This is a genomic window from Frigidibacter albus, from assembly GCF_009908165.1.
GTDB classification, from domain to species: domain Bacteria; phylum Pseudomonadota; class Alphaproteobacteria; order Rhodobacterales; family Rhodobacteraceae; genus Frigidibacter; species Frigidibacter albus.
In genome coordinates, this window is the sequence record NZ_JAAAUC010000003.1 from 136704 (window position 1) to 154715 (window position 18012).

Consider the following 18012-nt stretch of genomic DNA (forward strand, 5'->3'; position numbering starts at 1 on the left):
ATCACATGCAGGCGGCGAAGAGCGCGCGGGTGTTCTCGCGCGTCATTTCGACCGGGTTGCCGCCGCAGGAGGGATCCTCCAGCGCCATCTCGGTCAGCTCATCCAGCCGCGCGGGATCGACGCCCATGGCAGTGAGGTTTTCCGGAATCGCCAGCAGCGCCCGAAGATCCATCACCTTCGCCCGGAATCCGTCGAAGCCGCCTTCGATGCCCAGATAGGCGGCGGCGCGGGTGATGCGGTCTTCAATCGCGGCGCGGTTGAAGTCGAGCACCATCGGCATCACCACGGCATTGGTGGTGCCGTGATGGGTGCCATAGACCGCGCCGATCGGGTGGCTGAGCGAGTGGATCGCGCCGAGGCCTTTCTGGAAGGCGACGGCGCCCATGGCGGCGGCCGACATCATCTCGGCGCGGGCGGCAAGGTTGCCGGGTTCGGCATAGGCGGTGGGCAGGTTTTCCAGCACCAGCCGCATCCCCTCCAGCGCGATGCCCTGGCTCATCGGGTGGTAGAAGGGCGAGCAATAGGCCTCGAGGCAATGCGCGAGGGCATCCATGCCGGTGCCGGCGGTGATGAATTTCGGCATCCCGACCGTGAGTTCCGGGTCGCAGATGGTGACCACGGGCAGCAGCTTGGGGTGGAAGATGATCTTCTTCTTGTGGGTGACGGAATTGGTCAGCACCCCGGCGCGGCCAACTTCCGAGCCGGTGCCCGCGGTCGTCGGCACCGCGACGATGGGGGCGATCTTCGCGGCATCGGCACGGGTCCACCAGTCGCCGATATCCTCGAGGTCCCAGACCGACAGCGTGTCCGGCTGGCCGGCCATCAGCGCGATCATCTTGCCGAGGTCGAGCGCGGAGCCGCCGCCGAAGCAGACCACCCCGTCATGCCCGCCGGCAAGATAGACCGCGATGCCGGCGGCCATGTTGTGCTCGTTCGGGTTGGGGTCCACGTCCGAGAACACGGCACGGCCGAGGCCCGCAGCGTCCAGGATGTCCAGCGCCTGCGCGGTGATCGGCAGGCTGGCAAGGGCCTTGTCGGTGACCAGCAGCGGCCGGGTCAGGCCCGCCGCCTTGCAATGCTCGGCCAGTTCCGCGATCCTCCCTGCGCCGAATTTCACCGCGGTCGGGTAGGACCAGTTCGCCTTGGGCGTCGTCATTTCGTCACCTTCTTGAGATGGTAGGATTTGGGGCGGGTCACGGCGTGGAAGCCAAGCACCGACAGGCTGCCGCCGCGGCCGGTATCCTTGCAGCCGGTCCAGCACAAAGCCGGGTCGAGATAGTCGCAGCGGTTCATGAACACGGTGCCGGTGTCGAGCTGGTTGCCAATCTCCGCCGCGCGGCCCGCGCTGGCCGTCCAGATCGAGGCGGTGAGGCCGTAGGGCGAGTCGTTCATGAGCGAGATGGCCTCGGCATCGTCCTTCACGGGCATGATGCCGACGACGGGGCCGAAACTTTCCTCGCGCATCACCCGCATCTGGTGGGTGACGCCCGTCAGCACCTGCGGGGCCAGATAGGCGCCGCCATCGTCGGCGGGGAACAGCGCGGGGTCGATCAGCGGGGTGGCGCCTTCGGCCACCGCCTCGGCGGTCTGGGCGCGGACCACGGCGGCGAAACGGGCATTGGCCATCGGCCCAAGGGTGCTGCCCGAGTCGAAGGGGCTGCCGAGCTTCAGGGTCTTCACCCAGGCGACGGCCTTCTCGACGAAGGCGCCATAGAGGCTTTCGTGGACATAGATCCGCTCGATCCCGCAGCAGCACTGGCCGGCGTTGAACATCGCGCCGTCCATCAGGCTGTCCACGGCCGCGTCCAGATCGGCATCGGCGGCGACATAGCCGGGATCCTTGCCGCCAAGCTCCAGCCCCAGCCCGGTGAAGGTGCCTGCGGCGGCGCGTTCCATGGCCGCGCCCCCGGCGACGGAGCCGGTGAAGTTGATGAAGTTGAAGGCGCGGGCGGCGATCAGGGCTTCGGTGGTGTCATGGTCGAGCACCACGTTCTGGAACACATCCGCCGGCACGCCGCCCATGTGCAGCGCCTCGGCAAGCCGTTCGCCGACCAGCAGCGTCTGGCTGGCATGTTTCAGCACCACGGAATTGCCGGCGATCAGCGCCGGGACGATGGTGTTGATCGCGGTCAGGTAGGGGTAGTTCCAGGGGGCCAGCACGAAAACCACGCCGACGGGCGCGCGCTCGATCCGCCGCTCGAAACGGTCGGAGGCTTCCACGACCATCGGGGCCAGCGCCTCGGCGGCGATCTCGGAGATATAGGTGGTGCGGTCGTTGACGCCGCCGAACTCGCCGCCGAAACGGGTGGGGCGGCCCATCTGCCAGGCCAGCTCCTCGACGATGCGGTCCTTCATGCCGTTCAGCGCCTCGACCCCGGCCTTCACCTTTTCGATGCGGGTGGCGAGTGGCAGCGCTGCCCAGTCCTTCTGCGCGGCGCGGGCGCGGGCCACGGCGGCCTCGGCTTCGGCCAGCGGCAGGGCAGGGCGTTCCGCATAGATGCTGCCGTCCACCGGCGAGATACATTGGATCATCTTGGTCATGTCATCCTCTGCGCCTGTCCCGGCGCCTGTTGCGCGCCGCTGGGGCGCGAAAAATCCGCAGCGCCCTCAGGCGCGTTCAAATCCCCGCGCGACCTCCCAGTCGGTGACCACGCGGTTCTGTTCCTCGATCTCCCACAGTGCGGCGCGGTGGTAGTGGTCGACCACATCGGGCCCGAAGGCGGCGCGCAGCATCTCGCTGCCTTGCATCAGGGCGGCGGCCTCGCCAAGGGTCTTCGGCACCTCGCGCAAGGCACCGCCCTGATAGATGTCGCCCGAGATGGCCGGCTCCAGTTCCATCTGTTTCTCGATCCCGTCCAGCCCCGCGGCCAGAAGCGCCGCCATGGCAAGGTAGGGGTTCAGGTCGGCGCCGCCGATGCGACATTCCACCCGCACGCCGCGGGTATTTTCGCCGCAGACGCGGAAACCGGCGGTGCGGTTGTCGAGGCTCCAGACCGCCTTGGTAGGCGCGAACATGCCCACCACGAAGCGCTTGTAGCTGTTGACATAGGGCGCGAGGCAAAGGGTCAGGTCGCGCGCATGGGCCAGCTGCCCGGCGATGTAGCTGCGCATCAGGGCCGACATGCCATGTTCGGCGTCGGGGTCGTGGAAGGCGTTCTTGCCGCCGGACCAGAGCGACTGGTGGACATGGCTCGACGATCCGGCGCGGGCATGGTCGTATTTCGCCATGAAGGTCACCGCATGGCCCGCGGCATGGGCGATCTCCTTGATGCCGTTCTTGACGATGGAGTGCATGTCGGCAGTGTCGAGCGCATCCGAATACCTGACGTTGATCTCTTCCTGCCCGGCCTCGGCCTCGCCTTTGGAATTCTCGATGGGGATTCCCGCCCCATAGAGGCCGTTGCGGATGGCGCGCATGATCGCCTCCTCTTTCGAGGTGGCGAAGATCGCGTAATCGGCATTCTGGCGGCCAAGGGTCTGCAGCCCGCGATAGCCGCGGTCGAAGAGGGCATCGAAGCTGTCCTGGAACACGAAGAACTCCAGCTCCGTCGCCATGTAGGGCGTGAAGCCCATCGCCTCGGCCCGCGCGATCTGGCGCTTGAGGATCGAGCGGGGGGCGTGGGGCACAAGGTCGTGGGTGTGGTGGTCCAGAAGGTCGCACATCACCATCGCGGTGCCGGGCAGCCAGGGGACAAGCCGAAGCGTGGCAAGGTCGGGCTTGATGACATAGTCGCCATAGCCCGCGGCCCAGCTGGTGGCCTTGTAGCCCTGCACCGTGACCATCTCGATATCCGTCGCCACGAGGTAGTTGCAGCAATGGGTCTCGTCATAGCCTGAGTCGATGAAATGCTGCGCGTGGAAGCGCTTGCCCATCAGCCGGCCCTGCATGTCGACGATGCAGGTCAGCACCGTGTCGATCGTGCCGTCGCCGACGGCAACCTTGAGCGCGTCGAAGGTCAGGTTTGCGGGCATGGGCAGGTCTCCTTGGCTTGCCGCGCGAGGCTCACCGCCGGGCCGGGGGCTGTCAACGTCATTTCAGGGCCTTGCGCCGTGTTGGGCGTGTGCCGTGATGGGGCGCAGCGTGAAGTGCCCCTTTTGGCGGCAGCGGTGGTCGCCAATCCGAGGCGGAGGGGCGGGAAGGATGATGCCTCGCCCGTCATTTCCCGCTTGGTGCCAGCCTTTGTGGGAAGCCTGACGGAGAGAGCACCCCGGCTGGCCGGAAGGGCATCGTGCCCGCTCGCGGTCCTTCCGGCGCGGGAAAGAGACATCCCAGAGTCCGCGATTCGGGATTTTCGCCGAGTTCCCGCGCCGCTGATTTCACCGCTGCCGCAATTTTTTGCACTCGCCGCGGATTTGGTGCTGCGAGCGCGAAAGCTGGCCCGCTCCCGCCCGAAACACTTGCGAGACGCGCCGCTCCACGCATAGTGAAGAAATAAATATTCTGCCTAATAAACACGACAGGGAACACAATGGCTCTCAGCTGGCGTTTTTCGGCCCTTGCGGATCGGCACCGCGCGTTAGGCTCCAACCTCGAGGATTGGAGCGGGATGGGGACCGCCTGGACCTATGCCAAGGACATTCAGGACGAGCATACCGCGATCCGCACCAAGGCCGGGCTGATGGATGTGTCGGGCCTGAAGAAGCTGCATCTGGTCGGGCCGCACGCGATTGCGGTGCTGGATTACGTGACCACCCGCAACATGGCCAAGGTCACGCCGGGCCGGTCGGTCTATGCCTGCATCCTCAACGAGAAGGGCTTTTTCACCGACGACTGCATCGTCTATCGCACCGGGCCGAACGCGTTCATGGTCGTCCACGGCTCCGGCACCGCGCATGAGGAGATCACCAAGCAATGCATCGGCCGCAACGTGGCGGTGCTGTTCGATGACGACCTGCACGACCTGTCGCTGCAGGGGCCGGTGGCGGTGGACTTCCTGGCGAAACATGTGCCCGGCATCCGCGATCTGAAATACTTCCACCACATGCAGACCACGCTGTTCGGCGCGCCGGTGATGATCTCGCGCACCGGATATACCGGCGAGCGGGGGTATGAGATTTTCGTGCGCGGGCAGGATGCGCCGCTGGTGTGGGACACCATTCTGGCGGAAGGGGCGGAGATGGGGATCATCCCCTGCTGCTTCTCGGTGCTCGATATGCTGCGGGTGGAAAGCTACCTGCTGTTCTATCCCTATGACAATTCGCAGATGTATCCCTTCGCCGACCAGGGCCCGGGTGACAGCCTGTGGGAACTGGGGCTCGATTTCACCGTCAGCCCCGGCAAGACCGGCTTTCGCGGCGCCGAGGAACATGCGCGGCTGAAGGGCAAGGAGCGGTTCAGGATCTACGGGCTGCTGCTGGAGGCGGAGGGGCCCTGCGATCTGGGGGACGCGGTGTTTGCAGGCGACCGGCAGGTCGGCGTCGTGACCTGCCCCAGCTATTCGGCGATCACCCGGCAGTCGATGGCAATCGCCCGGCTGGAGGTGGGCTGCGCGGTGCATGGCACAGCGCTGACGGTGGGCGGCAAGGCGATCCCGGCGGTGGCCCATAAGCTGCCCTTCGACGACCCCGAGAAGAAAAAGCGCACGGCGATCGGCTGAGGGGGAGCGATGCAAGGAGCCACCATCCGCAGCCGCCCGGTCTATCCCGGGCTCGCTATCGCCCCGCTGGCCCGGCGCCACATCTTCGCGCTGGAAGGCGAGGGCGCGGGCGCCCTGCTGGACATCGCGGGCGACCTGACGCCCGAGGTGCTGGGGCGCAGCCAGATCCTGTATGTGGCGCGCGGCTCGCTCGGGGTCGGCCATCACGGCGCGCTGCAGACCTTGGGGGCGGCGTTCTGGGCCGCGCCGACGGTGCAACCGCTGCTGGGGCGGCTGGATGTGGAGCTGTCGCGCTCGCATATGGGCACGCGGCTCTATCTGGCGGGGACGGAAGGCTTCATCGGCCAGGCGATGCAGGTGGCGGCGGCGCATGGGATCGATCCGGCCTCGGTCATCACCGAACATCGCGGCTCGCGCGCCCGGCGGGTGCAATGCGTGCATTGCAAGGGCGTGACCGAGGGTGTGACCGCCTCGCCCTTCACCTGTGGCCATTGCGGGCTGAACCTTTACGTGCGCGACCACTATTCGCGCCGGCTGGGGGCCTTTCAGGGCGTGAACATCGATGCCGAGGAACCGGGCGCCGTGCCCCCGCCCGAGGAGCTGTATCTGTGATGGGTGATCTTCAGATGCGGGTGACCGCGCTTCATGACGAGGCTGCCGGCATCCGCCGGGTGCGGCTGGAGCCGGTGGAGGGCGGGCTGCTGCCGGCGTTTTCGGGCGGGGCGCATGTGGTGGTGGCGATGCCGGATGGCGACGTCACCCGCCGCAACCCCTATTCGCTGTGCTGCGACCCAGAGGATCGCACGGGCTATGAGATTGCGGTGGCCCGCGCCGCCGCCTCGCGCGGGGGATCGGCGTATATCCATGAGCGGCTGGCCGTGGGCGATGTGCTGACCGTCGGCGCACCGACCAACCTGTTCCAGCCGGACTGGCGCGCGAAGAAGCATATCCTGGTGGCGGGCGGCATCGGCATCACCCCCTTCGTGGCGATGATGGCGCAATTCGCCCGGGCGGGGCTGGCCTTCGAGCTGCATTATGCCGTGCGCTCGCGCGCCGCGGCGGCCTTCGCGGGCGTGCTGCAAGACCGCTATGGCCCGCGGGTGAAGATCTATGCCGCCGATGAGGGCGCGCGCTTGCCGCTGGGGGCGCTGGTGCAGAACCAGCCGCTGGGAACGCACCTTTACACCTGCGGGCCAGAGCGGCTGATGGATGCGGTGCTGGAGACCGCGCGGCAGGCGGGCTGGCCCGAGCAGGCGCTGCATTCCGAGCATTTCATGGCGCCGCCCCCGGGCGATCCGTTCACCGTGACGCTGGGGCGGTCCGGCCGCGACGTCGCTGTCGCCCCGGACCAGAGCCTGCTGGAGGCGCTGGAGGCGGCGGGGATCAACCCGCGCTACCTGTGCCGCGGCGGGGTTTGCGGGGAATGCGCGACCAAGGTCGTGGAGCTTCGCGGCACCATCTTGCATGGCGACCACTACCTCACGCCCGAAGAACGCGCCGAAAGCCGCACGATCATGATCTGCATGTCCCGGTTTTCCGGCGACCGGCTTGTTCTGGACCTTTGAAGGAGACGGATGATGGACACCGCCTATAGCGCCACCCACCGGCCCGAGACCTTCCGGGATGAAACCTTCCGCGGCGATTTCTCCTATGCCAACAGCCCCGGGAACATCCGCCACTTCCCGTTTCCGTTCCACGAAGACCACTACCGCTATTCGGTGAACATCGAGCCGCATGTGCCCGGCCTGCCCGGATCGGCCTTCGAGCATCTGATCGACGTGGACGAGCATTACCTGGCCGAGATGGCCGACCGCGCGCAGGTGCTGGCCGAGGATCCGCTGCGCTATCAGGCGCTGCCGCATATGATGCTGGCGCAATGGGACACGCTGGAACTGCTGATGGAAGAGCAGGCGCGGGCCTATCCGCATCTGTTCACGCTGGAACGGAACGGCGATCAGTGGCGCTGGATCAACCGGCCCTTGGGGATCGACGATACCTTCACCTTCGGCGACCCCAGCACCCTGCCGCGCGAGCCGCTGGATTACATCTGCCGCCAGACCCAGGGCGACATCGCGCTGATGGACCAGCGCGAGGGCAACCTGTGGATGGACGCCGGGATGATCACCGCGCAGGCCGACTGGTCGCTGGATTTCGACGTGGGCATGAACTTCCACGAATGGCACGCGCCGGTGCCGCTGGCCCCGCAGATGGGGGTGTTCGACAGGGCGTTGAAATACCTGCTGAATCTGCAAGTGGGCAAGCCGGTGCGGCGGCTGAACTGGACGATGACCATCAACCCGCGGCTGGATACCAGCCCCGAGACCTATCCCAAATGGGGGCCGGACCGCACCACGGTGACGCCCGAGAATGTGGGCCAGAAGGTGCATCTGCGGGTGGAGCTGCAAAGCCTGTGGCGGCTGCCGCGGTCGAACGGGATGCTGTTCGTGATCCGCGGCTACATGATGCGCATGGACGAGGTGGTGACGGTGCCGAAATGGGGCCGACGCCTGCCGCGGGTGCTGGAGTCGCTGCCGCCGGAACTGGCCGAGTACAAGGGCCTCAGCCGCTATCGCCAGACCACGATCGACTGGCTGAAACGCCATGATGACGGCGCGCCGACCTCGCCGGGGATTTTCCCCGATTGAAGGGGGCCGGCCAAGACATTCGACAACAGGGGACCAAAGCATGAGAGTTGCAGTCATCGGGGCCGGCCCGTCCGCCCTTGCGCAGTTGCGCGCCTTCCAGTCCGCGGCCCAGAAGGGCGAGGAGATCCCCGAGGTGGTCTGCTTCGAGAAGCAGAGCGACTGGGGCGGGCTGTGGAACTACACCTGGCGCACCGGGCTCGACGAGTTCGGCGAGCCGGTTCATTGCAGCATGTACCGCTATCTGTGGACCAATGGCCCCAAGGAAGGCCTTGAATTTGCGGATTATTCCTTCGAGGAGCATTTCGGCAAGCAGATCGCCAGCTACCCGCCGCGGGCGGTGATGGTGGATTATATCGAGGGAAGGGTGAAGAAGGCGGGCGTGCGGGACTGGATCCGCTTCTGCTCACCCGTCCGCTGGGTGGCTTATGACGAGGGCTCGGGCCTGTTCACCGTGACTGTGCATGATCTGCTGAAGGACACGGTTTACACCGAAACCTTCGACCATGTCATCATCGCCTCGGGCCATTTCTCGGTGCCGAATGTGCCGGAATATCCGGGGTTTGGCAGTTTCAACGGCCGGATCCTGCATGCCCATGACTTCCGCGACGCGCGCGAGTTTGCCGGCAGGGATGTGCTGCTGATCGGGACGTCCTATTCGGCCGAGGATATCGGGTCGCAGCTGTGGAAATACGGCGCGAAGTCGATCACCGTGTCGCACCGCACCGGGCCGATGGGCTATGCCTGGCCGGACAACTGGCAAGAAGTGCCGTTGTTGCAAGGGGTTGAGGGGAATACTGCGACCTTTGCCGATGGCAGCAGCCGGCAGGTGGATGCGATTATCCTGTGCACCGGATACAAGCATCACTTTCCGTTCCTGCCCGATGACCTGCGGCTGAAGACAGCGAACCGGCTGGCGATTGCCGATCTCTACAAGGGTGTCGTCTGGGTCAAGAACCCCAAGCTGTTCTATCTTGGCATGCAAGATCAATGGTTTACCTTCAACATGTTCGACGCGCAGGCCTGGTGGGTGCGCGATGCGATCCTGGGCAAGATCGCCATTCCCGGCGAGGCGGAACGGGCCGCGGATGTGGTTTTGCGCATTGCCGGCGAGGATGCGGGCAAGGACAGCCATGACGCGATCCACTATCAGGGCGATTACGTGAAGGAGCTGATCGCCGAGACCGACTATCCCAGCTTTGACGTCGATGGCGCCTGCGAGGCGTTCTTCGAGTGGAAGGACCATAAGGTCAAGGATATCATGGCCTTCCGCAATCACTCCTATCGTTCGGTGATGACCGGGACGATGGCGGAGCCGCATCACACGCCCTGGAAGGATGCGCTGGACGACAGCCTGGAGGCCTATCTGCGGGATTGAGCGAGCGGGGCCATTCCAAGGGACGGCTCCGATGCGGAAGGTATGCAGAAACCATGCAGAAACCGTATGTATTGCATACATACGATTGCAGGCCCGTGCCGCTTGACGAAGTGCCAATTCCGGCCGACCTAAGGGGCATGCGCCGCGCCATCATCCCCCCGGAGAGCTGACCCATGACCGCCTTTTCCTTCCTGACCGCGACCGAGATCCGCTTTGGCCGGGGCACCGCGGCGGGCGCGGCGGAGTATGTTGCGCAGCTGGGGCGCAATGTGCTGGTGGTGCAGGGCGCCAGCGGCCAGCGCGCCGACCCGCTGATCCTGGCGCTGCAGCGGCTGGGGGTGCAGGTGAGCGTCTTCGCCTGCCCCCGCGAGCCGGACATCGCGCTGATCGAGGACGGCATCCGGCTGGCGCGGGGCGCGGGGGTGCGGGCCGTGGTTGCCATCGGCGGCGGTGCGGTGATCGATTGCGGCAAGGCCATTGCCGCGCTGGCCCCGGCGCCGCGGCCGATGCTGGACCATCTGGAGGTGGTGGGCCGCGGGCTGCCGCTGGACGCGCCGCCGCTACCCTTCGTGGCGATCCCGACGACGGCAGGCACCGGGGCCGAGGTGACCAAGAACGCGGTGATCGCGGTGCCGGGGGCGCGGCGCAAGGTGTCCTTGCGCGATGCGCGGATGCTGCCGCTGCTGTCCATCGTCGATCCTTCGCTGACCGATGGCTGCCCGCGGGGCGTGACGCTGGCGAGCGGGCTGGATGCGGTGACGCAGGTGATCGAGCCTTACGTGTCCACCAAGGCGAACCGGCTGACGGATGCCTTGTGCCGCGATGCGATCCCGCTGGGGCTGCGGGCGCTGGCGCGGCTGATGGAGGGCGAGGATGCGGGGGCGCGCGACGATCTGGCCTGGGTGAGCCTGTGCGGCGGGCTGGCGCTGGCCAATGCGGGGCTGGGCGCGGTGCATGGGTTGGCAGGACCGATCGGGGGGATGGCTGCGGCGCCGCATGGGGCGGTCTGCGGGGCACTGCTGCCGCATGTGCTGGCGGCGAATATGGCGCGGGCCGAGGGCGTGGCGGCGGCGCGGCTGGCCGAGGTGGCGGGGTGGATTGCGGGGGGCTTGGGCGGTGTTCCGGGCAATGCAGCCGAGACGCTGGCAGTTTGGTCGGCGGCGCAGGGGCTGCCGCGGCTGGGGGCGATGGGGCTGGCGGCGGGCGATGTGCCCGAGGTGGCGGCGCTGGCGGCGGGATCCTCCTCGATGGCGGGCAACCCGGTGGTGCTGGACAGCGGCGCGCTGATCGGGGTGTTGCGCGCGGCGTTTTGAGGGGGGTAGGGCGCGTCCGGCTGGCCTCGGAGATCGACGGTTGTTAGGGCGGGAAAGGGCGAGGCACTGCCTCGACCCCGCCCGTGCGGGACATATCGCCCGGAGCCGCTGGCCGCCAGAAACCGGGGGCGGGCAGCGCCCGACCTGGCGGGCGAGAAGCGCCCGCCAGGGGCGGGGCGGGCGCTGGCCGGGCCCTTTGGGGGCCCGTCCGGAGCCAATGGCGAGGGCACGGCATGGCGACGGCGATGGCCTTCGCCAAGGCGAGCGTCGCTGACGGAGCACCCACGCAAAGGCCCGCCGTTTCGGGCGGGCCTCAGCATAATTCGGTCGTCAGGATCAGTCGAGGTTTTCGACCACCCGCTCGGCGAAGATTTCGACCATCGTCGCGTAATAGACCGGGCTCTCGATGGTCAGCACGGTGATGTCGGTGCCGGCCGGCAGATAGGCCTGGTCGAAGGACACGTCGAGATCATAGGTGGCGAACTTGGTGTTGTCGGTCTCGCTGGAGATGTTGATCCGGCCCGCCAGCTTGGAATCGGCGATCCCCATGGCGGACTGGAACGAGTTGGCCAGCTCGACCTCGTTGATATCAACCGAGATCTTCACGCCGTCGGAATCGATCCGGTCGGTGATCCGGCCGACGATGGCGTTCTGCAGGTCGGTGGCGATGTTGCTCCAGACCGTGGCGGCCTGCGGGTTGTTGATGGCGTTCAGGTCGATGGACACTTCGACCTCTTTCACCTCGGTGGCGGCCAGCACGGGGGAGGCGGCACCAAGGGCGAGGGCAGAAAGGAAAGCTGCGAATGTAAAGCGTGACATCTGTCGTCTCCAAATCGTAAGGGCGGCGCAGTGCCGCTCTACAACGCACAACACCGGCTGGAGACGAATGGTTCCGCCGGGCAGTCTTGGGTCGTTCAGCTGCGGATGTAGCGGAACAGCGCCGAGGCGGACCAGCCGGCCACCACCGCCAGCACCAGCGACAACAGGCCATAGATCAGCGGCTGTTCGCGCGAGAGGGCGAACAGCCAGCGTTCCAGCCCGACCTTGCGCACGTCGATCATGGTCTCGTGGCTGTCAACGACCGTGCCGCCCCGGGTCAGCAGGATGCGGGTGCGATAGGCGCCCTCTGTCAGGTTCGCGGGCATCTCGAAACGGGTGCGGAACAGGGTTTCCTCGGCCAGTTCCACCCCGGTTTCATCCAGCGTGTAGGAGCCTTCCTCGGTGCGGATGCGGATCAGCGCGTCGGTGAAGACGCCGGCATCCTCGAGCCCGCTGCCGACGGCGCGGATGGCGCGGGGGATCGACACGGCATGGCGCAGGTCTTCGGTTTCGGTCAGCACCTCGCGCAGCGGCGCTGTGGCGGCGATGGCATAGAAGGAGGGGGAGCTGCTGACGCCGACGGCATCGGTGTTGACCCAGATGCCGGCGACCTTGTCCTTGCGGCGCACGGTGACGGCGAGGGGCGGGCCCTGCAGGGTGATGATGACCTGCAGCGGACCTTCGGGGGCGGGCGTGTCGCGCTTGACGGCGCCAAAGACGAGGATGTCGGAGCCCGAGAAGCTGGCGGTGATGGCGATGCGGGTCTGGCTGAGGCCGGCGACGACTTCCTCGGCGCGCAGCGGCGCGGCGAAGAGGATCAGGAGGGCGAGGAGGCGGATCATGCGCGGCCCTCTACCGAGATCGAGTAAAGCTCGCCCGGCCGCAGCAGCAAGTCGAGGGCCAGCAGGGCGCAGACGCCGAGCACCAGCAGCGCCAGCAGGATGCGCAGCTGCTCGGCCTTCAGCTTGGCGCCGATCTGGGTGCCGAACTGCGCGCCGACGACGCCGCCGAGGATCAGCAGTAGCGCCAGCATCATGTCCACCGACTGGTTGGTGACGGCGTGCATGACGGTGGTGAAGGCGGTGACGAAGATGATCTGGAACAGCGAGGTGCCGATGACGACCTTGGTGGGCATTCCCAGCAGGTAGATCATGGCGGGGACCATGATGAAGCCGCCGCCGACGCCCATGATCGCGGCAAGGACGCCGACCAGCATCCCGACCAGAATGGGGGGGATGACGCTGATATAGAGGCCCGAGGTGCGGAACTTCATCTTCAGCGGCAGCCGGTGGACCAGAAGATGCTGATGGCGGCGGGTGATCTTCCGTGCCGGCTGGCGCGACCGCAGGATGGAGCGGAGCGATTCCTGGAACATCAGCAGGCCGACGAAGCCAAGGAACAGCACGTAGGACAGCTGCACCGTCAGGTCGATCTGGCCCATCTCGGACAGAATGTTGAACACCCAGATGCCGAGGCCGGAGCCGATGAGGCCCCCCGCCAGCAGCACCCAGCCCATGCGGAAATCGACCGTCCGGCGCCGGATATGCGCCAGCACGCCCGACACCGAGGAGGCGACGACCTGGTTGGCGCCGGTGGCGACGGCGACGGTGGGGGGGATGCCGATGAAGAACAGCAGCGGCGTGATCAGGAAGCCGCCGCCCACGCCGAACATGCCGGACAGAAGCCCGACAATTCCCCCCAGGCCGAACAGCAGGAGGGCGTTCACCGAGACTTCGGCGATGGGCAGATAGATCTGCATGGGCAAGTCAGTCAGTGAAGGACGTGTCAGCCCAAGTCTTGGGCGTGGAGGGCGGCCATGTCAAACCGATGCTGCGACTGCGTCACGGCATGTTGCGCAGACACCGCCTGAGCACCCGTTCCAGTTTCGCCGCGCCGATCGGGGCCATGGCCTTGGTATGCTCATGGCTGATCGCCTCGTCGGACATGCCGGCGGCCATGTTGGTGATCACCGACACCGCGGCGACGCGCAGGCCGAGGAAGCGGGCCAGGATCACCTCGGGCACGGTGGACATGCCGACGGCATCGGCGCCGAGGATGCGGATGGCGCGAATCTCGGCCGGCGTCTCGAACGAGGGGCCGGAATACCAGGCATAGACGCCTTCGGGCAGGTCGATGCCCTCGGCCATCGCCGCCTCGCGCAGGGCGGCGCGCAGGGCGGGGTCATGGGCGGCGGTCATCGGCACGAAGCGGGCATCCGAAGGCTCGCCGATCAGCGGGTTCAGGCCCGAGAAGTTGATGTGGTCCGACAGCAGCATCAGCGCGCCGGGGGGGGTGGTCGGCACCAGTGACCCGGCGGCGTTGGTCAGCAGCAGGGTCTCCGCGCCAAGCGCCTTCAGCAGTTCCAGCGGCAGGCGCATGGCGGCGGGGTTGCCGGTTTCGTAGTAATGCGCCCGCCCTCCGAAAACCGCGACGCGCTGGCCTTCCAGATCGCCGATCACCAGCTGCGGCGTGTGGCCCGAGACGCCGGCATGGGGAAAGCCCGGCAGGTCGGCATAGTCGATGGCTACGCCCTGCACCGCGCCCGCCAGATGGCCAAGGCCCGAGCCGAGGATCAGCCCGACCTTCACGGGTTCGGTCCCGGCAACGGCATGGACCCGGGCGGCAAGCGCCGAGGCGGTTTCAATGGCGGTCATTCAGCGTTCCTTGACATAGGCCTCGCCCCCCGCCCGCGGCGGCGTCGCCTTGCCGATGAAGCCGGCAAGGATCACCACGGTCAGGATATAGGGCAGGGCCTGCATGAATTGTACCGGCAGCACGACGCCGCCGAGGTCGATATTCTGGTAGCGGTTGGCGATGGCCTCCAAGAGGCCGAACAGCATGGTTGCGCCAAGCGCCGGAACCGGCCGCCATTTGGCGAAGATCAGCGCGGCGAGGGCGATATAGCCGCGCCCGGCGGTCATCTCTTTCACGAACCCGGCCGAGAGGGCGGTGGCGAGGTAGGCGCCGGCGAGGCCCGTCAGCAGCCCGCAGATCATCACCGCCGCATAGCGCATCCGCACCACGGAGATGCCGGCGGTATCCACCGCCGCCGGGTTCTCGCCCACCGCGCGCAGGCGCAGGCCGAACCTTGTGCGATACAGCAGCCACCAGGACAGCGGCACCGCGGCGAAGGCGACATAGACCAGGATGGAATGGCCCGAGATCAGTTCGTAATAGATCGGGCCGATCACCGGCACCTCGCGCAGGGTTTCGGCGAAGGGCAGGGTGATGGGCGCGAAGCGGCCATCGCCGGACAGCGGCGGGGTGCGCCCGCCAAGCTGGAACCACTTCTGCCCGATCAGCACCGTCAGGCCCGAGGCCAGGAAGTTGATGGCCACGCCGGAGATCAGCTGATTGCCGCGGAAGGTGATCGAGGCCGCGCCGTGGATTGCGGACAGCAGCAAGGACGACAGCACCCCCGCCGTCAGCCCCAGCAGCACCGATCCGGTGATGGCGGCGACGGCGCCGGAAAAGAAGGCGGCCATCAGCATCTTGCCTTCCAGCCCGATGTCGAAGATCCCGGCGCGCTCGGAAAAGAGGCCGGCGAGGCAGGCCAGCAGCAGCGGCGTGCCGAGGCGGACTGTAGAGTCGAGGATCTGGAGGATCGTTGCAAGATCCATCACCGCGCCCCCCTGCGTGCAAAGAGCCGCTCTACCGGGGCGCGAACCATGTTGTCGAGTGCGCCGGTGAACAGGATCACCAGCGCCTGGATGACGGTGATCAACTCGCGCGGGATCGTCGTCCACAGCGCCAGCTCGCCGCCGCCCTGATAGAGGAAGCCGAACAGCAGCGCCGCCAGCAGCACGCCGAACGGGTGGTTGCGGCCCATCAGCGCCACGGCGATGCCGATGAAGCCCGCGCCTTCGACCGCGTTCAGGACCAGCCTTTCCGCCTCGCCCATGACGTTGTTGACCGCCATCAGCCCGGCAAGCCCGCCCGAGATCAGCATGGCATACATCGTGATGCGCACCGGGTTGATCCCGGCATAGACGGCGGCGGGTTCGGACTTGCCGAAGGCGCGGATCTGGAAGCCGAGCCGGGTCTTCCAGATCAGCGCCCAGACGGCGAGGCAGCACAGCAGCGCGATGAACAGCGAGATGTTGGCCGGGGTGTTCTTGCCCCAGACGAAGCCGAGGCCCGCGGCCATGTCATTCAGCGTCGGCAGGGTCGCGCCCTCGGGGAAGCGGGCCGAGGCCGGGTCCATGCTGCGGGCCGGGCGCATGACGTTGCCCAGAAGGTAGTTCAGCAGCGACAGGGCGATGAAGTTGAACATGATGGTGGTGATGACGATATGGCTGCCGCGTTTCGCCTGCAGCCAGGCCGGGATCGCCGCCCAGGCGGCGCCGAAGGCGGCAGCGCCGAGGCTGGCGGCCAGCAGCGCGAGCGACCAGTGCGGCCAGGGCAGCGACAGGCAGATCAGCGCGACGCCAAGCCCGCCAAGCGTCGCCTGCCCCTCGCCGCCGATGTTGAACAGGCCCGCATGGCTGGCGATGGCGACCGCCAGCCCGGTGAAGATGAAGCTGGTGGTGTAGTAGAGCGTGTAGCCCCAGCCATAGGACGATCCGAGCGCGCCGGTGACCATGATCTTCAGCGCGGCCCAGGGATTCTCGCCGATCGCGAGGATCACGAGGCCCGAGATGGCGAAGGCGATCACCAGGTTCAGCAGCGGGATCAGGGCGACATCGGCCCATCTTGGCATCCTGGTCATGCTACCCCCGCCATCAGCAGGCCCAGTTCCCGCTCATCGGTTTCGGACGGCAACCGCTCGCCCATGATCCGCCCGTCGAACATCACCGCGATGCGGTCGGACAGCGACAGGATTTCGTCAAGCTCGACCGAGACCAGCAACACCGCCTTGCCGGCATCGCGCAGGGCGACGATCTGCTTGTGGATGAACTCGATGGCGCCGATATCGACGCCGCGGGTGGGCTGGCCGACCAGCAAGAGGTCGGGATTGCGCTCGATCTCGCGCGCGAGGACGATCTTCTGCTGGTTGCCGCCCGAGAAGTTCTTGGCGGCCAGGGTCGGGATCGGCGGGCGCACGTCGAAGCGTTCCATCTTGGCCTGCGTCTCGGCCATCAGCGCGGCGTTGTCCATGAACAGGGCGTTCTTCTGGTATTCGGGCGCGTGGTGATAGCCGAAGGCCACATTCTCCCACGCGGTGAAATCCATGATCAGGCCCAGGTGCTGGCGGTCCTCGGGCACATGGGCGATGCCTTGGGCGCGGCTGGTCTGGCCGTCGGAGCTGCGCCCCGTCAGGTCCACCGGCACGCCGTTCATGGTGATGCGCCCGGTGCCATGGCCAAAGCCGCCGAGGATCTTCAGCAGTTCGGACTGTCCGTTGCCGGCGACCCCGGCGATGCCCAGGATCTCTCCGGCGCGGATCTGGAGGGAGATGCCCTTGAGGCGTTCCACCCCATCCTCATCCACCATGCGCAGGTCTTCGACCGACAGCACCACCGCGCCGGGGTTGGCGGGGCCCTTGGGGACATGCAGCAGCACCTTGCGGCCCACCATCAGCTCGGCCAGCTGTTCGGGGCTGGTCTCGGCGGTGGTCACCGTCGCCGTCATCTCGCCGCGGCGCATGACGCTGACGGTGTCGGTGATCTCCATGATCTCGCGCAGCTTGTGGGTGATGAGGATGACGGTCTTGCCCTGGGCGCGCAGGCCGCGGAGGATGCGGAACAGGTGGTCGGCCTCGGCCGGGGTCAGCACGCCGGTGGGCTCATCGAGGATCAGGATGTCGGCCTGGCGGTAGAGCGCCTTGAGGATCTCCACCCGCTGCTGGTGGCCGACGGACAGCTCCTCGACCACGGCGTCGGGGTCCACCTCCAGCTCGTAATCCCGCGCAAGCTGCTGCAGGCTCGCCCGCGCCTTGGCGAGGCTGGGGCGCAGCAGGGCGCCATCCTCGGCCCCGAGCACGACATTTTCCAGCACGGTGAAGGTCTGCACCAGCTTGAAATGCTGGAACACCATGCCGATCCCGGCGCGGATCGCGGCCTGGCTGTCGGGGATCTGCACCGGGGTGCCGCCGATCAGGATTTCCCCGGCATCGGCCTTGTAGAAGCCGTAGAGGATCGACATCAGCGTCGACTTCCCCGCGCCATTCTCGCCGATGATGCCGTGGATGGTGCCGGGCATTACCCGGATCGAGATGTCCTTGTTCGCCTGCACCGGCCCGAAGGCCTTGGAGATGCCCCGGAGTTCAATGGCAGGAGCGGCAGTTGCCTGCCGCTCCGATGTTTGTGCCTGTGCCATTGGCG

At 67.0% G+C, this 18012-nt stretch carries 16 protein-coding genes; 6 read left to right on the forward strand and 10 right to left on the reverse strand.

Annotated elements, in window-relative coordinates:
• Position 1: 1 nt before the first annotated feature.
• The 3 genes from GVY41_RS05675 to GVY41_RS05685 all read right to left on the reverse strand — a co-directional run bounded on the left by GVY41_RS05675 (position 2) and on the right by GVY41_RS05685 (position 3972).
• A complete protein-coding gene (locus GVY41_RS05675) occupies positions 2–1156 on the reverse strand; it encodes an iron-containing alcohol dehydrogenase (protein ID WP_161344545.1) in 1155 nt (384 codons plus the stop codon).
• Positions 1153–2541 carry an aldehyde dehydrogenase family protein gene (locus GVY41_RS05680; RefSeq protein WP_161344543.1) on the reverse strand — a complete coding sequence of 463 codons (1389 nt, stop codon included), beginning with the start codon at positions 2539–2541 and terminating at the stop codon, positions 1153–1155. The genes GVY41_RS05675 and GVY41_RS05680 overlap by 4 nt, the downstream gene beginning before the upstream one ends.
• A gap of 66 nt (positions 2542–2607) precedes the next feature.
• A complete protein-coding gene (locus tag GVY41_RS05685) occupies positions 2608–3972 on the reverse strand; it encodes a glutamine synthetase family protein (RefSeq protein WP_161344541.1) in 1365 nt (454 codons plus the stop codon).
• A gap of 497 nt (positions 3973–4469) precedes the next feature.
• Here GVY41_RS05685 and GVY41_RS05690 point away from each other — a divergent pair, with 497 nt between their 5' ends.
• From GVY41_RS05690 to GVY41_RS05715, 6 genes are all read left to right on the forward strand, one after another.
• On the forward strand, positions 4470–5597 hold the full coding sequence (locus GVY41_RS05690) for an aminomethyl transferase family protein (protein ID WP_161344540.1): 1128 nt from the start codon (positions 4470–4472) through the stop codon (positions 5595–5597).
• Positions 5598–5606: 9 nt separating this feature from the next.
• A complete protein-coding gene (locus GVY41_RS05695; RefSeq protein WP_161344538.1) occupies positions 5607–6209 on the forward strand; it encodes a dimethylamine monooxygenase subunit DmmA family protein in 603 nt (200 codons plus the stop codon).
• A complete protein-coding gene (locus GVY41_RS05700; RefSeq protein WP_161344536.1) occupies positions 6209–7162 on the forward strand; it encodes a PDR/VanB family oxidoreductase in 954 nt (317 codons plus the stop codon). Before GVY41_RS05695 ends, GVY41_RS05700 begins: the two co-directional genes overlap by 1 nt.
• A 12-nt stretch (positions 7163–7174) precedes the next feature.
• Positions 7175–8242 (forward strand): heme-dependent oxidative N-demethylase family protein, encoded by a 1068-nt coding sequence (locus tag GVY41_RS05705; RefSeq protein ID WP_161344534.1) that lies wholly within the window; start codon positions 7175–7177, stop codon positions 8240–8242.
• A gap of 40 nt (positions 8243–8282) precedes the next feature.
• Positions 8283–9617, forward strand: coding sequence for an NAD(P)-binding domain-containing protein (locus GVY41_RS05710; RefSeq protein ID WP_161344532.1), 1335 nt, complete (start codon positions 8283–8285; stop codon positions 9615–9617).
• A 173-nt stretch (positions 9618–9790) separates the two neighbouring features.
• On the forward strand, positions 9791–10930 hold the full coding sequence (locus GVY41_RS05715) for an iron-containing alcohol dehydrogenase (protein WP_161344530.1): 1140 nt from the start codon (positions 9791–9793) through the stop codon (positions 10928–10930).
• Between the two features lie 336 nt (positions 10931–11266).
• Here GVY41_RS05715 and GVY41_RS05720 read toward each other — a convergent pair whose 3' ends face one another.
• The 7 genes from GVY41_RS05720 to GVY41_RS05750 all read right to left on the reverse strand — a co-directional run bounded on the left by GVY41_RS05720 (position 11267) and on the right by GVY41_RS05750 (position 18007).
• The gene (locus GVY41_RS05720; RefSeq protein ID WP_161344528.1) at positions 11267–11749 is read right to left on the reverse strand and encodes a hypothetical protein; all 483 of its coding nucleotides are present in this window, start codon (positions 11747–11749) and stop codon (positions 11267–11269) included.
• A gap of 95 nt (positions 11750–11844) precedes the next feature.
• A complete protein-coding gene (locus tag GVY41_RS05725) occupies positions 11845–12591 on the reverse strand; it encodes a TIGR02186 family protein (protein WP_161344526.1) in 747 nt (248 codons plus the stop codon).
• Positions 12588–13508 (reverse strand): sulfite exporter TauE/SafE family protein, encoded by a 921-nt coding sequence (locus GVY41_RS05730; RefSeq protein WP_161344523.1) that lies wholly within the window; start codon positions 13506–13508, stop codon positions 12588–12590. Before GVY41_RS05730 ends, GVY41_RS05725 begins: the two co-directional genes overlap by 4 nt.
• 82 nt (positions 13509–13590) lie before the next feature.
• The gene (locus tag GVY41_RS05735) at positions 13591–14403 is read right to left on the reverse strand and encodes a purine-nucleoside phosphorylase (protein ID WP_161344521.1); all 813 of its coding nucleotides are present in this window, start codon (positions 14401–14403) and stop codon (positions 13591–13593) included.
• The gene (locus GVY41_RS05740; protein WP_161344519.1) at positions 14404–15369 is read right to left on the reverse strand and encodes an ABC transporter permease; all 966 of its coding nucleotides are present in this window, start codon (positions 15367–15369) and stop codon (positions 14404–14406) included. It lies immediately after the preceding gene.
• Positions 15369–16457: an ABC transporter permease gene (locus GVY41_RS05745; protein ID WP_161344518.1), complete on the reverse strand. Its 1089-nt coding sequence runs from the start codon at positions 16455–16457 to the stop codon at positions 15369–15371. The genes GVY41_RS05740 and GVY41_RS05745 overlap by 1 nt, the downstream gene beginning before the upstream one ends.
• Complete coding sequence (locus GVY41_RS05750; protein ID WP_161344516.1) at positions 16454–18007, reverse strand: ABC transporter ATP-binding protein; 1554 nt, start codon at positions 18005–18007, stop codon at positions 16454–16456. The genes GVY41_RS05745 and GVY41_RS05750 overlap by 4 nt, the downstream gene beginning before the upstream one ends.
• Positions 18008–18012: the final 5 nt, after the last annotated feature.